This is a genomic window from Streptosporangium sp. NPDC006013, from assembly GCF_040614275.1.
Lineage (GTDB): Bacteria > Actinomycetota > Actinomycetes > Streptosporangiales > Streptosporangiaceae > Streptosporangium.
The window spans coordinates 1-19239 of sequence record NZ_JBEXUE010000079.1 but is presented as its reverse complement, the minus strand read 5'-3'; the positions used below and the strand labels follow the sequence as shown (position 1 = coordinate 19239).

Genomic DNA, 19239 nt, shown 5'->3' with positions numbered 1-19239 from the left:
ACCACCCCGTTCAGCACCGCGTCCGGATCGCCTTCACGCTAGGCCCTGTCCTGCGGATCTTTTGCCTACTGCGGCCGGTCAGGCGGCGCCTCGCCGCGTTGTCGTCGATCACCGCAGCACGCTGCGGCTCCCTCCTCCGCCTTGCGAGGCACCACCTGACCGATCCTCGCCACGGCAAGATCCACAGGACAGGGCCTAGTTCCGATTCCAAAGGTTTCTTCGAGGGCGCCACCCTCGCCGACGGGCGGGCACCGGTGGTCAGCCGAGCAGGTGGGCGTAGCCGGGCTCCAGACCCGCCCGCGCGACGACGCCCGCCGTACGGGCCTCGAAGTCCTTCTCATCGGCCGGCGTCACGTTTCCTTCCAGGGTGACGCCCTCCGGCGGGTCGTCCCAGCCCACGGGGTCGGCGTCCCAGAAGTTGCCGCGGAAGACGACGTTTTCCAGCGGTGGCCAGACCTGCAGGGTGGCCGTGTTGTCGGCGCGCTGGACGGCGTTGCCCTCGACGGTGACCCAGGCGGCGCCGTAGTCGGTGTAGAGGGCGAAGTTGTACGGCGTGAGCGTGTCGCGCACGACGTTGCCGCGGACCACCGCGCCGTTGTCGTGGGAGTCGCCCTGCGGGCCCGACAGGTAGATGCCCCCGCCATCGGCCAGCACCTTCAGCGTGTTGAAGGTGAGGTTGTGCAGGACCCGGGTGCTCCTGCCGGCGCCGACCACGATGCCGCAGTGCGGGACGTCGTTCACCTGGTTGTGCGCGAGCGTGGAGTTCTCACTCCCGGTCACCGCGATGCCGGGCGAGCCTGAGTACTCCAGGCCGACGTCGTGTATCCAGTTGTTCTCGACCCTGGCACCGTGACCCCCGCCGATCGAGATCCCGCCGCCGCAGACGCCCTCGAACACGTTGCCCCGTACCAGAGTGTCGGTGCTGTCACCGGAGAACCGCAGGGCCGTGGCACCCAGCCTGGTGAAGCGGCAGCCCTCGATCGCGACACGCGCGACGCCTTCGAACACGACGTTCGCCGGGATCTCCGACGACGCCCCCGGAACCGTCACCCACGCTCCTTCGCCGAACGACACCTTCTCGATGGGACCGCCGTCGTAGTAGCCGGTGCCGTGGTAGTGCAGGAAGCCCTCCGAGCGACTCGGCCGCAGCCAGGTGGCGTCTGCGAAGGTGATGCCGAGGAAGGTGACGTCGCGGGTGCCCGTGGCCTTGACCAGCGTCTCCAGTACGGGCGCGACGACCTCCGTCCGCTCGGGGTCCTCGCCGGGGCGCGGCCGGTAGCTCAGGACGTGGTGACCGGGGCGGGACCTGTCGAGGGCGAAGGTGCCCGGCTCCGTCAGGAAACCCGCGCCGTTCTCCACCCGGGTCGGCAGGCCCGGGCCGTAGGATTCTCCACCGCCCTCCCACGGGACCACCGAGTTGTAAAGCCCGATCGCCCAGCCGAAGGCGGGCTGGGCCATGGTGACAGTGGTCGAGTGCTCGTCGCCTTCGACTGCGGCGACGCCGAAGCGGGCCTCCGTCCACGGGTAGACGCCGCGGAAGACGAACTCGACGTCGGCGGGGTTGCCCCAGCTTTGCGGGGCCGTGCTGTCGGTGACGTAACCTGTGTCGGTTCTGGTGGCCTTCCCGGGAATCGCGTCGATCGCGGCCCGTTCGGCCTTGCGCCCGTCGACGTAGAGCTGGCGGGTGTCGAGGTCGCCGACCTCGGCCAGCCAGACGCCGTCCCGCTCGCGCCAGCCGGTGACCCGGTGGCCGCCGCTGACGACTGCCGCTCCCAGCGCCCGGTAGGTCACGCCTGAGTCGGCCTCGGTGAGCTCGAACGTTTCGGCGAGCCGGTGGGTGCCTGCCAGCAGGTGGACGGCGACGCCCGCACCGCGGGCCTGGTCACGGGCCTGGTCACGAGCGCGGACGAGGGTGGCGAAGGGACGTTCCAGGGTGCCGGGCCAGGCGTCGTCACCGGCAGGAGACACGTATAAATCGCTCAATGAGCACTCCTCGTTTATAATGTAAACCAGGTATACAGCATAAACAGATATTTGGATCGAGTGTCAAGCAGGAGGAGAGCGGGTGGCCCCCGAGGAGGATCCGGACCGGACCGTCGAACTGCTGTGGCGGGAGTCGCGGGACGCCACGCCGCGGCGGGAACTGAGCCTCGGCGTGATCGTGCGCGCCGCCGTCGAGATCGCCGACGCCGACGGCATCGAGGGGGTGTCGATGCGGCGGGTCGGCGAACGTCTCGGCTTCACCAGCATGTCGCTCTACCGGCACGTACCGGGCAAGACACAACTCATCGATCTGATGTGCGACGCGGTGATGGGTGACGCGGCGACGACCGGGACGGACGGCGGCGACACGGCCGGCACGCCGCGCGGCTGGCGCGAGGCGCTCGAGGGATGGGCGAGGGGGAGCTGGGCCCTGTGCCGCCGTCACCCCTGGCTGGCCGGGGTGCGCGGCACCCGGCACATTCCCGGCCCGAACTCCGTCGCCCACTTCGAGTACGCGCTCGGCACCGTGGCGGGAATAGGCCTGAAGCCCGCTGAGATGGTCGCCGTGGTGGGCCTCGTCGGCCGGTTCGTGGACAGCGAGGCGGCCAGGGCGGCGGAGGCCGCCAGGGTCGAGCGGCACACGGGAGTCTCCGAGGAGGAGTGGTGGGGCGCCAGGGAGTCGCTGTACGAGAAACTCCACCTCTATCCCACGCTGACCCATGTCTGGGAGGCGGGCGGCTACGACGAGCCGGAGGACTCCTTTGAGTTCGGCCTGCGGCGCATGCTGGACGGCATCGCGGCACTGGTCCGCGAGCGTGATGAAAAGCGTGATGAAAGTGCCTCGTGTGCGATCTGTGGCACGAGCATGGACCGGGCGGAGGCGGGTCGCCCGCGCGCCTACTGCTCTCGGGCCTGCCAGCAGCGCGCCTATCGCAGGCGTCGCCGGTCCACGCCGTGACCGGGCGGCGACCCGGATCGAGCGGGTTCCGACCGGTCCCGTCCACGATCGTCACACCGGGACCCGGGAGCCGCTCGTCCCGAGCGGACGCCTACTTGCGCGAGTCGCTCAGCACCGTGAAGGTGATGCCCGCCCGCACCAGGCGGCCGATCAGCGCGTCGCCCATCGCCACGGCGGTGGTCAGCTGACCGGAGACCTCCGGGAGGTCGTCCGTCGCCAGGCAGAGCGCCGACTCGCCGAGCATCTTGGCGGTCTCGCCGTAGCCGGGGTCACCGCCCGCGACCTCGGTGACGACGCGCGCCCCGCCGCCCAGGCCGAGGAAGGTGACCTTGAACCAGCTCCTGGCCCGCTGCTCGACGCCGGGCCCCTCACCGGGTGCGAAGCGGCGCAGCAGCAGGGAGCGCGCCGGTGGGATCTGGGCGAGCAGCGCGAGGGCGCCCACCCCGGCGGCGAGGCCGAGCGCGACGGGCAGTCGCCTGACCGCGAAGTGGTGGCGGTAGGTGAAGTCGGGGCCGTAGCGGTCCAGCGCGCGGGCCGAGCGGGCGACGATCTGCGGGTCGAGCGTGGGCAGCGGCAGGGCCCACCCTCCGACGTAGCGGACCGGGCCGGGCAGGCCACGCGTCTTCCTGGTCCTGGAGGCCGCGGCGGCCCCGGGCACGATTTCCAGCTCGCGCCGGACGTGCGCGGCCTCGGCCGTCTGCCGGAAGCGGGAGATCGCCATGACGGCGGAGTGCGCGGTGCCGCCGGAGGCGGCACCGGAGGCCCGGACGAAGCCGCTGACCTCCAGCGGCACTCCCTCGGGCAGCCGCCTGACCGTGAAGTAGGCGCCGAGGTCGTGCGGGACGGAGTCGAACCCGCAGGCGTGCACGAGCTTGGCCCCGGTCCTCCTGGCCCGCTCGTGATGGCGGATGAACATGCGGTCGACGAACTCGGGCTCGCCGGTGATGTCGGCGTAGTGGGTGCCCGCGTCGGCGCAGGCGGCCACCAGCGGCTCGCCGTAGGAGACGTAGGGGCCCACGGTGGTCGCCACGACCCTGGCCTGCCTGGCGATCTCCACCAGGGAGGCCGGGTCGGTCACGTCGGCGTGCAGCAGCGGCAGCTCGGGCAGGCCGATCCGGTCCCTGACCGCTTCGAGCTTGGCCCGGTTGCGCCCGGCCAGTGCCCAGCGGAGGGCGGGACCGGCGTTGCGCGCGAGGTATTCCGCGGTGAGCGCCCCGGTGAACCCGGTGGCGCCGAACAGCACGATGTCGTACGGGCGGTCGTCAGGCATGCACCGAGATTCCTCCCCGCGGAGATCACGCGCAAGACGGGCTCGCCGGATGTGGCCGTGATCACCCCTGGACGGGCGCGGCGACGCGGGGAAGCACGTTCTCGCCGAACCAGTACGCCTCCTCCAGGTGGGGGTAGCCGGACAGGACGAACTCCTCGATGCCGAGCGAGGCGTACTCCTCGATCCGCTCGGCGACCTGGGAGTGGCTGCCGACCAGCGCGGTGCCGGCACCGCCCCGCACGAGGCCGACCCCGGCCCAGAGGTTCGGATGGATCTCCAGGTCGCGGGCGGTGCCCCCGGTGAAGCCCTCGTGCAGCTCCAGCATGCGCCGCTGGCCGACCGACTCGCTACGGCCGAGCAGCTTCCTGGCCGAGACGATGTCGGCCGGGTCGATGGCGGCCAGCAGCCGCTCGGCCTCCGCCCAGGCGTCGCGCTCGCTGTCGCGGGTGATCACGTGCAGCCGGATGCCGAAGCGGAGCTTGCGGCCCTGCTCCTCCGCCAGCTCCCGGATCCACTCGATCTTCTTCGCCACCTGCCCGGGGGGCTCGCCCCAGGTGAGGTAGACGTCCACGTGCCTGGCCGCGACCGGTCCGGCAGCCCGCGAGGAGCCGCCGAAGTAGATCTCCGGGACGGGATCGGGCGTCTCGGCGACCATCGCGCCCTCGACGCGGTAGTGGCCGCCGTCGAAATCGTAGGGGGTACCGCTCCAGGCGCCGCGCACGACCGACAGGAACTCGTCGGTGCGCGCGTAGCGTTCGTCCTTGGACAGGTGGTCGCCGAACCTGGCCTGCTCGGCGCTCTCCCCGCCGGTCACCACGTTGAGCAGGAGCCTGCCCCGCGAGAGCCGCTGGTAGGTGGCGGCCATCTGCGCGGCCAGCGTCGGCGACATGAAGCCTGGCCGGAAGGCGACGAGGAACTTCAGCCGCTCGGTCTCGCGGGTCAGCGCGGCGGTGACCAGCCAGGCGTCCTCGCACCAGGTGCCGGTCGGGGTCAGGACCGCCTCGAAGCCGAGCTGCTCGGCGGAGCGGGCGACCTGCGCCAGGTACTCGATGTCCGGCGGGCGGAACGTGGCCGCCTCGGAGCGGCCGTGCCCCCTGCTGAGGCCGTGGCCGCCCCCGGTGAGGACCCGGCTGTCACCGGCGGTGGGCAGGAACCAGTGGAACTTCATCGGATGCCTCCAGGCGTGGATCCCCCGGGCACGGACCTCTGGGCGGGCGTCACGAGGGGTTGTCCAGGGTGGCGTCGAACCTGGTGTCGACGAAGTCCGCGAACGTGACGGGGGCGGGGATGAGCTTGGCCTCGCTGAACGCGTCGGCGACGAGTTGCTCGCGGTCGACGACATCGCCGGCGAGCTTGAGGTCCCGGTACGAGCTGCGCCTGACCGCCGTACTGATGATCGCCTGGTCCAGCCCGGTGAGCTCGGAGAAGACCTTGGACCACTCGTCCTGGTGGTCGTTGGCCCACTGATGTGCCTTGCGGATGCGCGCCACCCAGTCGCTCAGCGCGGCCGTGCGGGCCGGGTCGGCGAGGGCCTCCTTCCCGGCGATCTGGAACTCGAAGCCGTTGGCGTAGCCCTCGCCGTCGACCAGGACGCGCGCCCCGGTCTGGGACTCGGCCTGGGCGGTGTAGGGATCCCAGATGGCCCAGGCGTCGATCCTGCCGGAGGAGAGCGCGGCCAGGGCGTCCGGCGGCTGGAGGTACTGGGGCTGGATGTCGGTGAAGCCCAGTCCCTCCTTCTTCAGTACCGCCAGCAGGTGGAAGTTGGCGGAGCTGCCCTTGGCCACGGCGACGCGCTTGCCGCGCAGGTCCGCCGGGGTCTTGATGGGCGAGTCCGCGGGAACGACGACCGCCTGACCGCCGAGGCCCTTCTCGGCGACCGCGATGACGGAGATCTTCGCCCCGGCTGCGGCCGCGAAGACCGGCGGCGCGTTGCCGACCGCGCCGAAGTCCACCGAACCGGCGTTGATGGCCTCCAGGATCGGTGGCCCCGAGGTGAACTGTGACCAGGTGACCTTGTACTTGACGTCGTCGAGCTGGCCGGCCGCGGTCAACAGCGCCTGCAGGCCCGTGCCCTTCTGGTCGCCGACGCGGAGCGTCACCTGTGACAGGTCGACCGAGCCGTCCGCACGGACGCCCTGTTCCTCCCCGGCTCCGCAGGCCGCGGTGAAGGACAGCAGCAGAGCCACGGCGATCGCCGCGGTGACACGACGTTTCATACGGTTCCCTCCGGGGTGACGCCCAGCCGGTTGAGCAGGGTGGAGCGCAGTGCGATGAGATCGGGGTGGTCGCGGTGGCGGGGGCGGGGCAGTTCGATCCCGGACTCGTGGGCGACGGCGCCCCCGTCGAGCACCAGGACACGGTCGGCCAGCAGCATGGCCTCGTCCACGTCGTGGGTGACGAGCAGGATGCCGGGGCGGTGCCGCGCCCACAGGTCGAGCACGAGCCGGTGGATGGTGATGCGGGTCAACGCGTCCAGGGCGCTGAACGGCTCGTCGAGCAGGAGCAGGCCGGGCTCGCGGACCAGCGCCCTGGCCAGGGAGGCCCGCTGTGCCTCGCCGCCGGACAGGGTGAGCGGCCAGTCGTCGCGCAGGGCGCCGAGACCGACCTCCTCCAGCGCGGCCAGCGCGGCGGCGCGCGGGTCGGGGGCGCGCAGCCCGAGCGCGACGTTGGCCAGGACCCGTTTCCACGGCACGAGCCGGGGCTCCTGGAAGGCCACGGCGGTGGTGCCGCAGACCTCGACCTCGCCCTCGGCACCGGGGTCGAGTCCCGCGAGCACCCTCAGCAGCGTGGACTTTCCCGAGCCGCTCCGGCCGAGCAGGGCGACGAACTCGCCACGGCCGATCTCCAGGTCGACCCCGTCGAGAACCCGCCGCTCCCCGAAGGCCCGGGTGAGTCCCCTGACCGCGGCCACCGGGGCCGCCGCACGGGGCGGGGCCGCCGCGGGGAGCGGGAGCACCGCACGCGACGAGGTCAACGTGACAGGAAGCTCTGCCGCCATGACAGGGCCCTCCTCTCCAGCAGGCGTACCAGCGCGTCGGTCAGCAGGCCGAGGATCGCGTAGACGATCAGGCCGACGACGATCACGTCGGTGCGCAGGAACTCCCGGGCATCGTTGATCATGTGTCCCAGGCCGGCGTCCGCGTTGATCTGCTCGGCCACGATCAGCGCCAGCCAGGCCACGCCCAGGCTCTGCCGCAGGCCGACGAGGGTCTGCGCCAGCGCGCCGGGCAGGACGATGTGGGTGACGGTCTCCGTACGGCTCAGCCGCAGCACCCGGGCCACCTCGGCGAGCCTGCCGTCGACGCCGCGGATCCCGGAGAAGGTGTTGAGGTAGAGCGGGAAGGCCACGCCGAGGGCGACCAGCGCCACCTTGGGCGTCTCGCCGATCCCGAACCAGAGGATGAACAGCGGGATCAGGCCGAACAGCGGAAGCGCCCGCAGCATCTGCAGCGGCGGGTCGACGACGTTCTCGCCGATGCGGCTGAGCCCCGCCACGAGGGCCAGGCCGATCCCGGCGACCGCGCCGAGGGTGAAGCCGATCGCAGCCCGCCGGAGCGAGACGGCGATCGCCTCGGGCAGGACTCCCTCTCCGACGAGCCCGGCGGCGGTGGTGAGGACCTTGACGGGCGAGGCGAGGAGTTGCCCCGGGAGAAGTCCGGCGGCGCTGGCGACCTGCCAGACGACGACGATGACCAGGGGGCTGGCAAGGCGCTGCCAGACGGCGGCGGAGGGCAGGGGCGCACGTGACCGCGTTCGCGCGGCCCGCTGCGGCGCCCCCACGTCGACGACGGGAGCCGGCACGGAAGACCTCATTCGTGGCTGGGGGCTCGGTTCCCGCCCATCGTCGGCCAAATAACCCACAAAGTCAATCGGTAATACCGGTTATGCTCGGCGTCACTCGACAAAGCCCGAGTTGGTAGGTTCTCCTGGCAAGAGAATCAGTCATACACACGCAAGGAGCTGGCACGGTGGAGGTCGAGCAGACGGCACTGCCAGGTATAGGACTGCGGCACGAGTTCACGACGCGGTCAGGCAGGCGAATAGGAATCGTCTCTCACCGCACGGGCCGCCGTGACCTGGTGCTGTACGACCCGGATGATCCCGACCGCGCATGCGAGACCATAAAACTGAACGACGAGGAGGCCGACGCGCTCGCCGAACTGCTCGGCGCCCCGCGCATCGTGCAGCGCCTCAACGCCCTGCACAGCGAGGTCGAGGGGCTCGTCAGCCTGCAACTGCCGATCGCGCCCGGTTCGCCGTACGCCGGCCGGCCGATGGGTGACGCGCGCGTCCGCACCCGCACCGGCGCCTCCATCGTGGCCGTGGTTCGCGAGGGCCAGGTGTTCGCCAGCCCCGCCCCTGATTTCGGGCTGCTCGGAAACGACGTGGTGGTCGTGGTGGGCAGCCCGGAGAGCACCTCCGCCGTCTCCGACATCCTGTCCGGCGGGTAGGAAACCTGGTGCACACGGCTATTCTTTTTCTTGAGCTCGGTGCTGTCCTTCTCGGGCTCGGCATCCTCGGCGCACTGGCCCTCAAAGTCGGCATCTCGCCCATCCCCCTGTACCTCATCGCCGGACTGGCCTTCGGCACCGGCGGCATCCTGCCCCTGGCCACCAGCGAGGAGTTCACCTCCGTCGGCGCCGAGCTCGGCGTCATCCTGCTGCTGCTCACCCTCGGCCTGGAGTACAACGCCTCCGAGCTGGTGACGAGCCTGAAGGGCAACGCCCGCGCGGGCGTGGTCGACCTGGTGCTCAACGCCGCGCCGGGCGCGATCACCGCGCTGCTGCTGGGCTGGGGGCCGGTGGCCGCCATCGCCATGGCCGGTGTCACCTACGCCACCTCCTCCGGCATCACCGCCAAGGTCCTGTCCGACCTGGGGTGGATCGGTAACCGCGAGACACCGGTGGTGCTGTCGCTGCTGGTCTTCGAGGACCTGACGATGGCCGTCTACCTGCCGATCCTCACCGCGGTGCTGGCCGGGCTGAGCTTCGCCAGCGGTGCGATCGCCGTGGCGATCGCACTGGGCACGGTCAGCGTCGTGCTGCTGGTCGCGCTCCGCTACGGCAGGTTCATCGAGGCGTTCGTCTCCAGCCCCAACTCCGAGGTGCTGCTGCTGAAGGTCATCGGTCTCGCGCTGCTGGTCGCCGGGGTGGCCCAGCAGCTCCAGGTCTCGGCCGCGGTCGGCGCCTTCCTGGTCGGCATCGCCCTTTCCGGCGAGCTGGCCGAGGACGCCCAGGAGCTGCTCACCCCGATCCGCGACCTGTTCGCCGCGGTGTTCTTCGTCTTCTTCGGCCTTCAGACCGATCCGACCAAGATTCTCCCGGTTGCCGGGCTGGCCGTGCTCCTCGCCGTGATCAGCATGATCACGAAGCTGCTCACCGGCGCCTACGCCGCCCACCGGGCGGGTATCGCCAGAGCCGGACAGGCTCGGGCCGGAATCGCGCTCATCCCCCGGGGCGAGTTCAACATCGTGATCGCCGGTCTCGCGGTGGCCGCCGGGGTCCATCCCGACCTGGGCCCGCTGGCCGCCGCCTACGTGCTCATCCTCGCCGCGTTCGGCCCGCTGGCCGCCCGGATCATGCAGCCCTTCATCACCGCCATCGCCAAACGCGCCTGACGCGCCCGACCTGATACCCGACCTGATACGTGGGCCCGGCCGCGGCGACGGACGCGGCCGGGCCCACGGGCATTCCTACCTGTCCTGGAGCACGGACAGGACGTTGCCGGCGGGGTCCCTGAACCAAGCGATGCAGGGGCCGCCTTCCCGCATGACGCCCCTGTCGTCCTGCGTGAAGCCGTTATAGCGCTCGAAGGTCACACCCCGTCCGCCGGACAGGTCATCGCCCCGCCGCGGCGAGATACTCCTCGCTGAGCTCGATGATCTGGATGTAGTTGCCGTCCGGGTCCACCAGCGTGCCGAACAGCCCGGCGTCCCGCCGCTCGACCTCCACCAGCCAGGTCGCCCCCAGGCCGTCGAGGTGCGCGGCTGCGGCACGGGCGTCCGCCACGTGGAAATTGAAGATCACCCGACCGGGCTCGGCGGTCGCCGGAGCGACGTCGGTGCGGTTTTCGAAGAGGACCCGGACACCGCCGAAGTCGATGAAGCCGTCTCCGAAGTGCTCGGGTGCCAGCGCGGCGAGGTACCAGGCGTGGAGCCTGACGGGGTCGACGCTACCGAGCAGGATGCTGCCGAGGGCAGAGCTCTTCATGTCTTGTCCTTTCCCGCACCCGGCACGGGGCGGTTCTCTTCCGGCGGCGAATCTCAGGACGCCCTCGTCGGGAGCGTCTCACCTGGGACGTCGGAGTCGACGACGCGTTCTCGACATCACGCCGGAAATATCTTCGGCGGCGGCCGTGGCCGCCACCGGGTGCCGGGTGCAGGAAGCCGGGGAGGCCGAGTACGGGCGGCCTCCCCGGCCTTGGGCGCGCCGGGACGGTGTCCGCCCGGCAGGCCGTCTCGGGCTCAGGCGACGAGCCTCGACCACTCCTCGGCGAGCAGTTCGTAGGAGCGGACCCGGTCGGCGTGGTCGTGGGTGATGGTGGTGACGAGCAGTTCGTGGGCGCCGGTGACGTCACGCAGGACGCGCAGCCTCTCGGCGACGGTACGCGGGGAGCCGACGAACTGGGTGTCCAGCCGGTCGGCGACCAGCGCGCGGTCCTCCTGGCTCCACTCGTGGGCCGCGGCCTCCGCCGGTGTCGGGAACGGGATCGCCCCGGCACCGCTGCGGATGCTGCGGACCCAGAGCCCGTACGGGGAGGCGAGCTCGCGGGCCCTCTCGTCGTCCTCGGCCACCACGACGTCCGCCGAGACGATCAGGTGGGGTTCCGCCAGGATCTCCGAGGGCTTGAACGCCTCCCGGTACGCCTCCGCAGCCTCCAGCACGCCGGACGGGCTGACGTGGTAGTTCGCCGCGAACGGCAGCCCCCGCTCCCCCGCCACCTGCGCGCTCTGCCCGCCGCTGCTGCCCAGGATCCACAGCCGCAGGTCCGCGCCCTCGCCGGGCACCGCGTGCGCGGCCACCCCCTCCGGGGAGCGGTAGGTGCCGGCGATCAGCGCCGCGATGTCGTCCACCTGGTCGGCGAAGTCAGGGCTTTCCGCGCCGGGCTGCTGGAGCAGCGAGCCGTACAGGGAGAGCAGCGGCGACCTCGCGAGCGCGGTGAAGGAGAAGGGTTCGGGGATGAGCAGGCCGTCCACGACCCTGGCGGGCCTCGGCGCGGGCGGGGCCTTCTTCGCCAGCTCGGCGAACTCGGCCTTACGCTGGCCCGACCGGCCCAGGCCGAGGTCGACCCGGCCGGGGTGAAGCGCGTCGATGAGACCGAACTGCTCGACCACCGACAGCGCGGTCTGGTGCCCGAGCTGTACGGCTCCCGAGCCGACCCTGATCGTGCTGGTCGCGGCGGCCACCAGGGCGATGAGCACGGCCGGGGCCGCGCTGGCGACGCCGGACGCGAAGTGGTGCTCGGCCACCCAGTAGCGGAGGTAGCCGAACTCCTCGGCCCGCCTGGCCAGGTCCAGGGTGTTGCGCAGCGCGTCGCCCGGCGTGCCACCGGACGGGACGGGGGCCAGGTCGAGGACGGACAGGGAGGTCATGAGCGCACCCCGTCCCGCGCGCTCTCGTACCGGGGGAACGGTCTGCTGGGGATCTCCGCGCGCAGCACCGGGGCGATGTCGCTCTGGAAGAGCTCCAGTGCCGTCCGGTGCTGCTTGTCGGTGAGGCCGTCCGCGTCCGCGTGCAGGTGCATGACCTCGTGCCCGAGCCGCTCGTGGTAGCGGTGCACCTTGTCGATGATCTGCTGCGGGCTGCCGACCAGGATCGAGCTGCGCTCGATCGCGTCCTCCAGGGTGTGGAAGACCGGGTCCACCCCGACCTTCTTGAACAGCTCCAGCCTGGCGTTGAAGATCGGCCGGTAGGTCTCGATCGCGTCCTGGGAGTTCCTGGCCGCGTAGTACCCGGCGGTGCCCGCTCCCACCAGGGCGTCGGCGGGGTCGTGACCGTGGAACTCCCAGCGTTCCCGGTAGTAACGGATCAGCTCGGCGTACGGCTCGACCGGGTTGCTGACGTTGGCGGAGAACAGCGGGTCTCCGTACTGGGCGGCGAGGTCCACCGACTCCTTGCTGGTGGCGCTGCCGTGCCAGACGCGGATGGGCCGCTGCAGCGGGCGCGGCCAGGTCTCGGCGTCGGTCAGGGACGGCCTGAACCTACCGGACCAGGTCACCCTGTCCTCCCGCCACAGGCGGCGGAACAGCTCGTAGCCCTCCCGGTTGCGCTCCCACTGGTCCTCGCCGGTCACGTGGAAGAGCTGGGCCTGCGCGGCTCCGTTGCCCTTGCCGATGATGAGCTCCAGGCGGCCGTCGGAGAGGTGGTCGAGGGTGGCGTAGTCCTCGTAGGCCCGTACCGGGTCCAGCAGGCTCAGCGTGGTGACCGCGGTGAACAGTTTGATCGTCGACGTCTTCGCCGCGATGTGGCTGAGCACGACCGGCGGGGAGGAGGAGATGAACGGGCGCTCGTGCCGCTCCCCGACGCCGAAGCCGTCAAAACCGAGCTCCTCGGCCAGCACGGCGTTCTCGACCACCTCGCGCAGGCGCGCGTTGGTCGACTTGAGCTCACCGGTGACGGGGTTGGGGCCGTGGACGATGAGGGTGATGGCGAGGAATTTCAACGGTGCTCCTCCAGCCCCAGGTGGCCGCGTAGCGTGGTGGTCTCATACTCCGCGCGGAGGACTCCGCGCTCCTGCAGCAGCGGGACGACCTTGTCGACGAAGTCGTCCAGGCCACCGGGGGTGAGGTGCGGCACCAGGATGAAGCCGTCGGCGGCGTCGCTCTGCACGAACTCGTTGATCTCCTCGGCCACGCGCGAGGGCGAGCCGATGAAGGACTGCCTGCCGGTCACCTCGATGACCAGGTCGCGGATGCCGAGCCGTTTGGACTCGGCCAGGGCCCGCCACTCCGCCGCCGTGGCGAGCGGGTCCCTGGACATCCGGGTCCGGCCCTTGATGATCGAGTCTTCCGAGACGTCCGGGTCGATCTCGGGCAGCGGGCCCTCGGGGTCGTAGGCCGACAGGTCGCGGTTCCACAGCTGCTCGAGCAGCAGGATCGCGGTCTGCGGGCTGACCTGCTGGCGGCGGATGTGGTCGGCGTTCTCCTGGGCCTCGGCGTCGGTGTCACCGAGCGCGAACGTGACACCGGGGAGGATCTTCAGCGAGTCGGGGGACCTGCCGTGCGCGGCCAGCCTCGACTTGATGTCGCGGTAGAAGGCCTGCCCCTCTTCGAGCCTGCTGTGCCGGGAGAAGACGGCGTCGGCGGTGGCCGCCGCGAAGGCCCTGCCGCCCTCGGAGTCTCCGGCCTGGATGGTCAGCGGGCGGCCCTGCGGGCCGCGCGGCACGGTGAAGTGGCCGCCGATGTCGAAGTGGGTGCCCCGGTGGGCGAACTCCCCGGCCTCCCTCCTGGCGAACGTGGCCGTCGCCGGGTCCGCGACGAGGTCGCCGGTGGCCCAGGAGTCCCAGAGCTCGCGGACCGTCCGGACGAACTCCTCGGCCCGCTCGTAGCGTTGCGAGTGCTCCAGGAAGCCGCCCCTGCGGAAGTTCTCGCCGGTGAACGCGTCGGAGGAGGTGACGACGTTCCACCCGGCCCGGCCGCCGGACAGGTGGTCGAGGGTGGCGAGCTTGCGGGCGAGCTCGTACGGCTCGTTGAAGGTGGCGTTGACGGTCCCGGCCAGGCCCAGGTGGTCGGTGACCGCGGCCAGCGCCGAGAGCACGGTGAGCGAGTCGGGGCGGCCGACCACGTCGAGGTCGTGGATCCTGCCGCGCTGCTCGCGCAGCCGCTGCCCGTCGGCCAGGAAGAAGAAGTCGAACCTGCCGCGCTCGGCGGTCCGCGCCAGGTGGACGAAGGAGGCGAAGTCGATCTGGCTGCCCGAGGCCGGATCGCTCCAGACCGTGTGGTTGTTCACGCCCGGGAAGTGGGCGGCGAGGATGACCTGCTTCATCGTCGGCTCCCTGCGTAGCGGCTGGCGGGTCGGGGCAGGTGGAGGTGGCCGCGGAGCGTGCCGGCCTCGTACGCGTGGCGGAAGGCGCCGCGTCCGCGCAGCTCGGGCACCAGGCCGCGGGTGATCGCGGTCAGGTCGGTCGGCAGCACGGCGGGCCGGAGCCGGAACCCTTGCAGCCCGGCCGCGCACCACTCCAGGAGCAGGTCGGCGAGCTCTCCCGGGGTACCCGTGAAGATCGCGGCGTCGGAGGTGTACGTGGCGCCGTCGAGCTCGTCGAGCCGTGCCCTGCGTTCGCGGGCGCCCTTCGCGTCGTCGTCGAGGAGGACGACGAGGTCCGCGAATATCCTCAGCTCCTCCGCGGCCGGATCGCGCACCTGCCCGGAGATCTCACGTACCTCGCGCACGATGGCCCGCGCCTGCTCACTGTCGTGTGGCGTGACGTAGACGACGTCGGCGCCGCGCGCGGCGAACTCGTACGGGAGCCGGGAGTGGGCCAGCGCGGTGACCAGCGGCTGCCCCTGGGGCGGCCTCGGCACGATGGAGGGCCCCTTGACCGTGAAGCTCGTCCCCTCGAAGTCGACGTAGTGGAGTCTGTCCCGGTCGACGAACCGGCCGGTGGCCACGTCGCGGATGACCGCGTCGTCCTCCCAGCTGTCCCAGAGGCGCCGCACGGCCTCGACGGCGTCGGCGGCGTCGGCGAACAGCTCCCGCACGACGTCCGCCTTGTCGAGGTCGCCGAGGTTCTCGGGGCGGAGCTCGGGAACCTCCCGGCGGCCGAAGTGGGCCGCCTCGGTGCGGCGCCCGGAGATCTGGGCGCGCCATCCGGCCCGCCCGGTACTGACGTAGTCAAGGGTGGCGATGGAGCTCGCGACGTGGAAGGGCTCGGTGTGCGTGGTGGTCGCCGTGGGCACCAGCCCGATCCGGCTGGTCAGGGGGGCGATCCTGGAGGCCACCAGGACGGCGTCGAACCGGCCGCGCACCTGGTCGACACGGCCGTCGTGGCCGTCCAGAAGAGTGGTCTGCAGGGCGAGGGAGTCCTCGATGGTGACGAAGTCGAGCAGGCCGTGCTCGGCTTCGGCCACCAGTTGGGCCCAGTAGGCGGCGGTGAACAGGGCTTTCGGGGAGGCGGCGGGATCGCGCCAGGCCGCGGGGTGCCATCCGGCGCCGTCGAGAGCGACGGCGAGATGCAGGGGAACTGCCGACATACAACGACAGTAACATTAAAACCCGTAATCTCTACATGTTTAGTTGGTTATATCGTGAGAGATCGACCGGCAGGCCCGGCGTGCCCCGAGGCACGCTTCCGGGAGCCGCGGCTCGGAGTGGATCTCCAGGAGCGGGTTCCGGCGGAACCTCCATGGCACGGACCTGCACGGAACGCCCCGGAGCGATCCCTCCCAGAGGCCGTCCTCCTGCCGCCGACGCCGGGATCTGGTAGGCATTTGTCCCGTGATGCGTTTGCTGACGGTCCTCGCGACCGCCCTCCCCCTCCTGGCGGCCCACACTCCGGCCTCGGCCGCCGCCCGCGGCAAGCCGCATGTCCCGGCCGGGGTGACCGCCGGTTACGTGGTCTTCGACCGGCAGACCGCGAAGGTGACCGAGTACCGCAACGCGCATCGGAGGTTCCGGTCGGCGTCGGTGGTGAAGATCCTCATCGCGATCGACCATCTGGAGTCGCACAGCGGCGTCTCCAAGAAGGACCTGGCGCTGCTCAAGGTCATGCTGCGGGTCAGCGACGACGCCGCCGCGACCTCCTTCTGGAGCAGAGGCGGTCAGGGAAGGATCATCCAGCGGATGGCACGCAAGCTACAACTCACCGACACCGCTCCCCCACCGGCCGACAAACCAGGCTTCTGGGGCTATACTTCGCTCAGCGCGATGGACGTCGTCAAGACCTACCGCTACCTGCTCGACCGGGCCGACCCCAAGGTCAGCGCTCTGATCCTGGGCCACCTGCGCAGGGCCGGGCAGTGCGGCTCCGACGGCTTCGACCAGTACTTCGGCATCCCTCGCGGGGTGCGCGGGCCGTGGGCGGTCAAGCAGGGCTGGTCGGGGTATGGCTCCACCCCCCCGGTCCGCTGCCGCCCGGCGACCTCTCCCGCCACCCGCACCGCCTCCGCCGCCTTCACCTCCGCCTCTCCGGCTCCGGTGGCCCTGGGCGCCACCGCACCGAGCGGGGGCACCACGGCGGCACCCGCCGGGGCCGGTCCCGTGCCCGATCTGGGCCGTCCCGTACTGCACAGCACCGGCCTGGTCGGCCCCGGGGAGCGCTGGATCATGGTCCTGCTGACCGCCCACCCGGCCGGGGCCACCTGGCAGCGCTCCACCGGCCAGACGACGAAGCTGGCCCGGGAGGTCCATCTCAGCGGGACCTCCTGACCACCGGCTCCCCGAAGTGGGCGGCCGCGACCCGCTTGGGCACGACCATCCGCCAGGCGTCCTCGACCAGCTCGCGCAGCTCGGTCGCGTCGATCGCCGCGAGCCGGACCCGCACCCAGTTGTAACGCTCGTCGGAGGGCCGGGGCATGTGGAACGTCTCCGGCGCGGACGCGATCAGCGCGGCCCGCTCCTCCTTGGGGAAGGCGAATCCCATCGAGGTCTCGTCGGGCGAGATCGCGGCGTAGACGATCCGGCCCACCCGGAACGTCACCCGGTCCCTGACGAGCCTCTCCTCGGTCCTGGGCAACGCCATGGCGACGCGGCGCACATCGTCGGCCGTGATCATCGCGACGACTCGTCGAGGGAGGCGATGACCCGGCGCAGGGTCCGCTGCAGGTCGAGGACCTCCGAGGGGGTGAGCCCGGCGGCCTCGAAGATCTGGCCGGGGACGTCGCACGCCCGCTCCCCCAGCTCGACGCCCTCAGGCGTGGGCCGTACCAGCACGGAGCGCTCGTCGGAGGCGCTGCGCTCGCGGCCCACCAGGCCCGCCGCCTCCAGCCTCTTCAGCAGCGGCGACAGGGTGCCCGAGTCGAGCCGCAGCGTGAGACCGAGCTCCTTGACCGTCACCGGCCCGCGCTCCCAGAGCACCGTCATCACCAGGTACTGCGGGTAGGTGAGGCCCAGCTCGCTCAGCACCCTGCGGTAGACCGCGTCCAGCGCCCGCGAGGCCGCGTGCACGTCGAAACAGACGAGGTTCTCGACAGAGATCTTCATGATCCTGATTATACCGAACTTGACTGTTGCCAACTAAATTGCACACAATTGAGTTGTCCAAAATCGAGAAGGGGATCCCGATGAGTACGCTCTACACCGCCATCGCCACCGCCAACGGCAGGGAAGGCCGGGCGGTCTCGTCCGACAAGCGCCTCGACGTGACCCTCGCGCCGCCACGGGAGATGGGCGGCTCCGGCGAGGGCACCAATCCCGAGCAGCTGTTCGCGGCCGGCTACGCCGCCTGCTTCGCCAGCGCGCTCCAGCTGGTCGGCCGGAGGGAGAAGGCCGACGTCTCCGAGGCGTCGGTGACCGCCGAGGTGAGCCTCCACCCGGAGGGCAAGGGCTTCGCGCTCGGGGTGACGCTGCGCGTCGAGCTGCCCGACGAGCTGCACGGCGAGACCGGCACCGCCCTCGTGGAGGCCGCCCACCAGGTCTGTCCCTACTCCAACGCGACCCGTGGCAACATCCCGGTCAACCTGGTGATCGAGTAATCGCGCCCTGGAGGAGACCCACGATCAGGGAAGCGGCCGGCGACCGGCGAAGCCCAGCTCGTCGCGGTGGTACCAGGCCAGGTCGCGGTCTCCTTCGAGCCAGCACAACCGCACCGAAACCCCGTCGAGCACCGAGGGGAAGTCGACGAGCAAGGGCGCGACGCCCTTGACCTCGACGCCCCGCTCCTCGAACCAGCCGAGGATCTCCTCCAGCCTGGCCTCGTACGCCTTCGCCTCGGCCAGCCCGCCGGCTTCCGAGGTGCCGGTGCTGCGGAGCTCGTACGCGAGCTCGGCCAGTTCTCCCCGCATCGTCACGAACGCGGCGGCCCGCTCCAGCAGCGCGGGCATGAGCGCCCGCGCCTCCTCGACGGTGAAGGTCCCATCCACCCCTGCACGCTAGCGTGTCCCGGCCCGAAGCGTGCAGGGGGCCAGGAATGTTGTCAGCATAAGCTGACAAAAGTGAATCCGTCAGCTTATGCTGACAACATGGGATCGCTGAGCGAGTTCTCCGAGGCCGTCGACGGCGAGGACCCGGTGGCGGCGCTGGCGGCCGTGGCGGCACTGCGCAGGCTCCTGGAGGAGCTGGAGGCGGCGCACGTCATCGAGGCCAGGACCCGGGGCTCGTCCTGGGAGGCCATCGCCGCGGCGCTCGGCGTCAGACGGCAGACGGCGCACCGCAAGCACGCACACCGGATCATCGACGGCGGGAGCTGACAATGTTCGCGAGGTTCACCCCCGAGGCCCGGCGGACCACGGTCCGGGCCGGGCTGCTGGCACTCGACCACGGCCGCACCACGCTCGACGAGGACATGCTCCTGCTCGCCCTGGCGGAGTCATGGCCCGCGGCGGGTTTCGATGTCAGCCCGGAGGCGGTCCGCGCGGAGATCGGGGAGCGCGAGGCGGCACGGGGCCTGATGGGCGACCGCGAGCTGCTGGCCGCCATCGGCGTCGACCTGGACGAGATCAGGCGGCGTCTGCCCTCCCGGCGGGACGACCCCCTGGCGTGGCGGCTGTCGCGCTCCCGGCTGCGCCCGCTGAACGTGGTGCTCAGCGGCCCGGCCGGGGACCTGCCCCTCACCGCGAGGGCGAGGAAGGTCGTCGAGGTCGCCTTCAGCACCGGCGGCCACTCCGGGGTGACCGGGGAGGACCTGCTCAAGGGCCTGCTGGCCGACGGCTCGAACGCCTCGGTCTCCATCCTGCACCGCCTCGGCATCGACCTCCGCGGCCTCGCCGCGAGCATCGGCTTCCTGCACCGGTCCGCCTGAGCGGGTCCAGCACGGTCAGACCTCGATCCCGTAGAAGCGCGCGGCCCGACCACGGCGCCCGGAAGGACCCCGCGCCCATCGTCGGTCACCTCGACCTCCAACTCGTTCCCCGCCACGGCGACACGCACGTGGCAGG

At 71.3% G+C, this 19239-nt stretch carries 21 protein-coding genes; 7 read left to right on the top strand and 14 right to left on the bottom strand.

Going from position 1 to position 19239, the window contains the following annotated elements; genetic code table 11:
• Positions 1–258: 258 nt before the first annotated feature.
• A complete protein-coding gene (locus ABZ260_RS15030; RefSeq protein ID WP_355617046.1) occupies positions 259–1983 on the bottom strand; it encodes a right-handed parallel beta-helix repeat-containing protein in 1725 nt (574 codons plus the stop codon).
• Positions 1984–2065: 82 nt separating this feature from the next.
• Between ABZ260_RS15030 and ABZ260_RS15025 the strand changes: the two genes are divergently transcribed.
• Positions 2066–2941 (top strand): TetR/AcrR family transcriptional regulator, encoded by an 876-nt coding sequence (locus ABZ260_RS15025; RefSeq protein WP_355617044.1) that lies wholly within the window; start codon positions 2066–2068, stop codon positions 2939–2941.
• Between the two features lie 91 nt (positions 2942–3032).
• On the opposite strand, the gene ABZ260_RS15020 is transcribed toward ABZ260_RS15025, so the two are convergent.
• From ABZ260_RS15020 to ABZ260_RS15000, 5 genes are all read right to left on the bottom strand, one after another.
• Positions 3033–4211, bottom strand: a complete 1179-nt coding sequence (locus ABZ260_RS15020; RefSeq protein ID WP_355617042.1) for a saccharopine dehydrogenase NADP-binding domain-containing protein — start codon at positions 4209–4211, stop codon at positions 3033–3035.
• A gap of 61 nt (positions 4212–4272) precedes the next feature.
• Complete coding sequence (locus ABZ260_RS15015; RefSeq protein ID WP_355617040.1) at positions 4273–5379, bottom strand: LLM class flavin-dependent oxidoreductase; 1107 nt, start codon at positions 5377–5379, stop codon at positions 4273–4275.
• Between the two features lie 49 nt (positions 5380–5428).
• The gene (locus tag ABZ260_RS15010) at positions 5429–6427 is read right to left on the bottom strand and encodes an ABC transporter substrate-binding protein (RefSeq protein WP_355617038.1); all 999 of its coding nucleotides are present in this window, start codon (positions 6425–6427) and stop codon (positions 5429–5431) included.
• The gene (locus ABZ260_RS15005; RefSeq protein WP_355617036.1) at positions 6424–7209 is read right to left on the bottom strand and encodes an ABC transporter ATP-binding protein; all 786 of its coding nucleotides are present in this window, start codon (positions 7207–7209) and stop codon (positions 6424–6426) included. Before ABZ260_RS15005 ends, ABZ260_RS15010 begins: the two co-directional genes overlap by 4 nt.
• On the bottom strand, positions 7182–8012 hold the full coding sequence (locus ABZ260_RS15000; RefSeq protein ID WP_355617034.1) for an ABC transporter permease: 831 nt from the start codon (positions 8010–8012) through the stop codon (positions 7182–7184). Before ABZ260_RS15000 ends, ABZ260_RS15005 begins: the two co-directional genes overlap by 28 nt.
• Before the next feature lie 167 nt (positions 8013–8179).
• On the opposite strand from ABZ260_RS15000, the gene ABZ260_RS14995 reads away from it, so the two are divergent.
• Together ABZ260_RS14995 and ABZ260_RS14990 are read left to right on the top strand one after the other, a co-directional pair.
• Positions 8180–8662, top strand: a complete 483-nt coding sequence (locus ABZ260_RS14995; RefSeq protein ID WP_355617032.1) for a cation:proton antiporter regulatory subunit — start codon at positions 8180–8182, stop codon at positions 8660–8662.
• Between the two features lie 8 nt (positions 8663–8670).
• Positions 8671–9828 carry a cation:proton antiporter gene (locus ABZ260_RS14990; protein ID WP_350927405.1) on the top strand — a complete coding sequence of 386 codons (1158 nt, stop codon included), beginning with the start codon at positions 8671–8673 and terminating at the stop codon, positions 9826–9828.
• A 220-nt stretch (positions 9829–10048) separates the two neighbouring features.
• Here the strand turns inward: ABZ260_RS14990 and ABZ260_RS14985 are convergent, their stop codons facing one another.
• The 5 genes from ABZ260_RS14985 to ABZ260_RS14965 all read right to left on the bottom strand — a co-directional run bounded on the left by ABZ260_RS14985 (position 10049) and on the right by ABZ260_RS14965 (position 15399).
• Positions 10049–10420, bottom strand: a complete 372-nt coding sequence (locus ABZ260_RS14985) for a VOC family protein (protein WP_355617030.1) — start codon at positions 10418–10420, stop codon at positions 10049–10051.
• 254 nt (positions 10421–10674) lie between these two features.
• Positions 10675–11802: an LLM class flavin-dependent oxidoreductase gene (locus tag ABZ260_RS14980; RefSeq protein ID WP_355617028.1), complete on the bottom strand. Its 1128-nt coding sequence runs from the start codon at positions 11800–11802 to the stop codon at positions 10675–10677.
• Positions 11799–12872: an LLM class flavin-dependent oxidoreductase gene (locus tag ABZ260_RS14975; protein WP_355617026.1), complete on the bottom strand. Its 1074-nt coding sequence runs from the start codon at positions 12870–12872 to the stop codon at positions 11799–11801. Before ABZ260_RS14975 ends, ABZ260_RS14980 begins: the two co-directional genes overlap by 4 nt.
• The gene (locus tag ABZ260_RS14970; RefSeq protein ID WP_355617024.1) at positions 12869–14194 is read right to left on the bottom strand and encodes an NtaA/DmoA family FMN-dependent monooxygenase; all 1326 of its coding nucleotides are present in this window, start codon (positions 14192–14194) and stop codon (positions 12869–12871) included. The genes ABZ260_RS14975 and ABZ260_RS14970 overlap by 4 nt, the downstream gene beginning before the upstream one ends.
• On the bottom strand, positions 14191–15399 hold the full coding sequence (locus tag ABZ260_RS14965) for an LLM class flavin-dependent oxidoreductase (protein WP_355617022.1): 1209 nt from the start codon (positions 15397–15399) through the stop codon (positions 14191–14193). The genes ABZ260_RS14970 and ABZ260_RS14965 overlap by 4 nt, the downstream gene beginning before the upstream one ends.
• Before the next feature lie 247 nt (positions 15400–15646).
• On the opposite strand from ABZ260_RS14965, the gene ABZ260_RS14960 reads away from it, so the two are divergent.
• Positions 15647–16573 (top strand): hypothetical protein, encoded by a 927-nt coding sequence (locus tag ABZ260_RS14960; protein WP_355617020.1) that lies wholly within the window; start codon positions 15647–15649, stop codon positions 16571–16573.
• Here ABZ260_RS14960 and ABZ260_RS14955 read toward each other — a convergent pair.
• Positions 16557–16919 (bottom strand): MmcQ/YjbR family DNA-binding protein, encoded by a 363-nt coding sequence (locus ABZ260_RS14955; protein ID WP_350927393.1) that lies wholly within the window; start codon positions 16917–16919, stop codon positions 16557–16559. The genes ABZ260_RS14960 and ABZ260_RS14955 overlap by 17 nt on opposite strands.
• A complete protein-coding gene (locus tag ABZ260_RS14950) occupies positions 16916–17347 on the bottom strand; it encodes a MarR family transcriptional regulator (protein WP_355617017.1) in 432 nt (143 codons plus the stop codon). The genes ABZ260_RS14955 and ABZ260_RS14950 overlap by 4 nt, the downstream gene beginning before the upstream one ends.
• Positions 17348–17427: 80 nt before the next feature.
• Here ABZ260_RS14950 and ABZ260_RS14945 point away from each other — a divergent pair, with 80 nt between their 5' ends.
• The gene (locus ABZ260_RS14945; protein ID WP_350957725.1) at positions 17428–17838 is read left to right on the top strand and encodes an organic hydroperoxide resistance protein; all 411 of its coding nucleotides are present in this window, start codon (positions 17428–17430) and stop codon (positions 17836–17838) included.
• Positions 17839–17862: 24 nt separating this feature from the next.
• Here ABZ260_RS14945 and ABZ260_RS14940 read toward each other — a convergent pair whose 3' ends face one another.
• Positions 17863–18225 (bottom strand): DUF2203 domain-containing protein, encoded by a 363-nt coding sequence (locus tag ABZ260_RS14940; protein ID WP_355551652.1) that lies wholly within the window; start codon positions 18223–18225, stop codon positions 17863–17865.
• 99 nt (positions 18226–18324) lie between these two features.
• Here ABZ260_RS14940 and ABZ260_RS14935 point away from each other — a divergent pair, with 99 nt between their 5' ends.
• Both ABZ260_RS14935 and ABZ260_RS14930 read left to right on the top strand, forming a co-directional pair.
• Positions 18325–18552 carry a helix-turn-helix domain-containing protein gene (locus tag ABZ260_RS14935; RefSeq protein WP_355617015.1) on the top strand — a complete coding sequence of 76 codons (228 nt, stop codon included), beginning with the start codon at positions 18325–18327 and terminating at the stop codon, positions 18550–18552.
• Between the two features lie 2 nt (positions 18553–18554).
• The gene (locus tag ABZ260_RS14930; protein WP_355617013.1) at positions 18555–19103 is read left to right on the top strand and encodes a Clp protease N-terminal domain-containing protein; all 549 of its coding nucleotides are present in this window, start codon (positions 18555–18557) and stop codon (positions 19101–19103) included.
• Positions 19104–19239 lie beyond the last annotated feature (136 nt).

What these genes read in the sequence shown, in the direction of transcription:
- ABZ260_RS14965 (WP_355617022.1), bottom strand. Translation starts at nt 15,399, where the DNA reads ATGTCGGCAGTTCCCCTGCATCTCGCCGTCGCTCTCGACGGCGCCGGA.
- ABZ260_RS14945 (WP_350957725.1), top strand. Translation starts at nt 17,428, where the DNA reads ATGAGTACGCTCTACACCGCCATCGCCACCGCCAACGGCAGGGAAGGC.
- ABZ260_RS14955 (WP_350927393.1), bottom strand. Translation starts at nt 16,919, where the DNA reads ATGATCACGGCCGACGATGTGCGCCGCGTCGCCATGGCGTTGCCCAGG.
- ABZ260_RS14950 (WP_355617017.1), bottom strand. Translation starts at nt 17,347, where the DNA reads ATGAAGATCTCTGTCGAGAACCTCGTCTGTTTCGACGTGCACGCGGCC.
- ABZ260_RS14930 (WP_355617013.1), top strand. Translation starts at nt 18,555, where the DNA reads ATGTTCGCGAGGTTCACCCCCGAGGCCCGGCGGACCACGGTCCGGGCC.
- ABZ260_RS14970 (WP_355617024.1), bottom strand. Translation starts at nt 14,194, where the DNA reads ATGAAGCAGGTCATCCTCGCCGCCCACTTCCCGGGCGTGAACAACCAC.
- ABZ260_RS15020 (WP_355617042.1), bottom strand. Translation starts at nt 4,211, where the DNA reads ATGCCTGACGACCGCCCGTACGACATCGTGCTGTTCGGCGCCACCGGG.
- ABZ260_RS15005 (WP_355617036.1), bottom strand. Translation starts at nt 7,209, where the DNA reads ATGGCGGCAGAGCTTCCTGTCACGTTGACCTCGTCGCGTGCGGTGCTC.
- ABZ260_RS14960 (WP_355617020.1), top strand. Translation starts at nt 15,647, where the DNA reads ATGCGTTTGCTGACGGTCCTCGCGACCGCCCTCCCCCTCCTGGCGGCC.
- ABZ260_RS15010 (WP_355617038.1), bottom strand. Translation starts at nt 6,427, where the DNA reads ATGAAACGTCGTGTCACCGCGGCGATCGCCGTGGCTCTGCTGCTGTCC.
- ABZ260_RS14985 (WP_355617030.1), bottom strand. Translation starts at nt 10,420, where the DNA reads ATGAAGAGCTCTGCCCTCGGCAGCATCCTGCTCGGTAGCGTCGACCCC.
- ABZ260_RS14980 (WP_355617028.1), bottom strand. Translation starts at nt 11,802, where the DNA reads ATGACCTCCCTGTCCGTCCTCGACCTGGCCCCCGTCCCGTCCGGTGGC.
- ABZ260_RS15015 (WP_355617040.1), bottom strand. Translation starts at nt 5,379, where the DNA reads ATGAAGTTCCACTGGTTCCTGCCCACCGCCGGTGACAGCCGGGTCCTC.
- ABZ260_RS14935 (WP_355617015.1), top strand. Translation starts at nt 18,325, where the DNA reads ATGGGATCGCTGAGCGAGTTCTCCGAGGCCGTCGACGGCGAGGACCCG.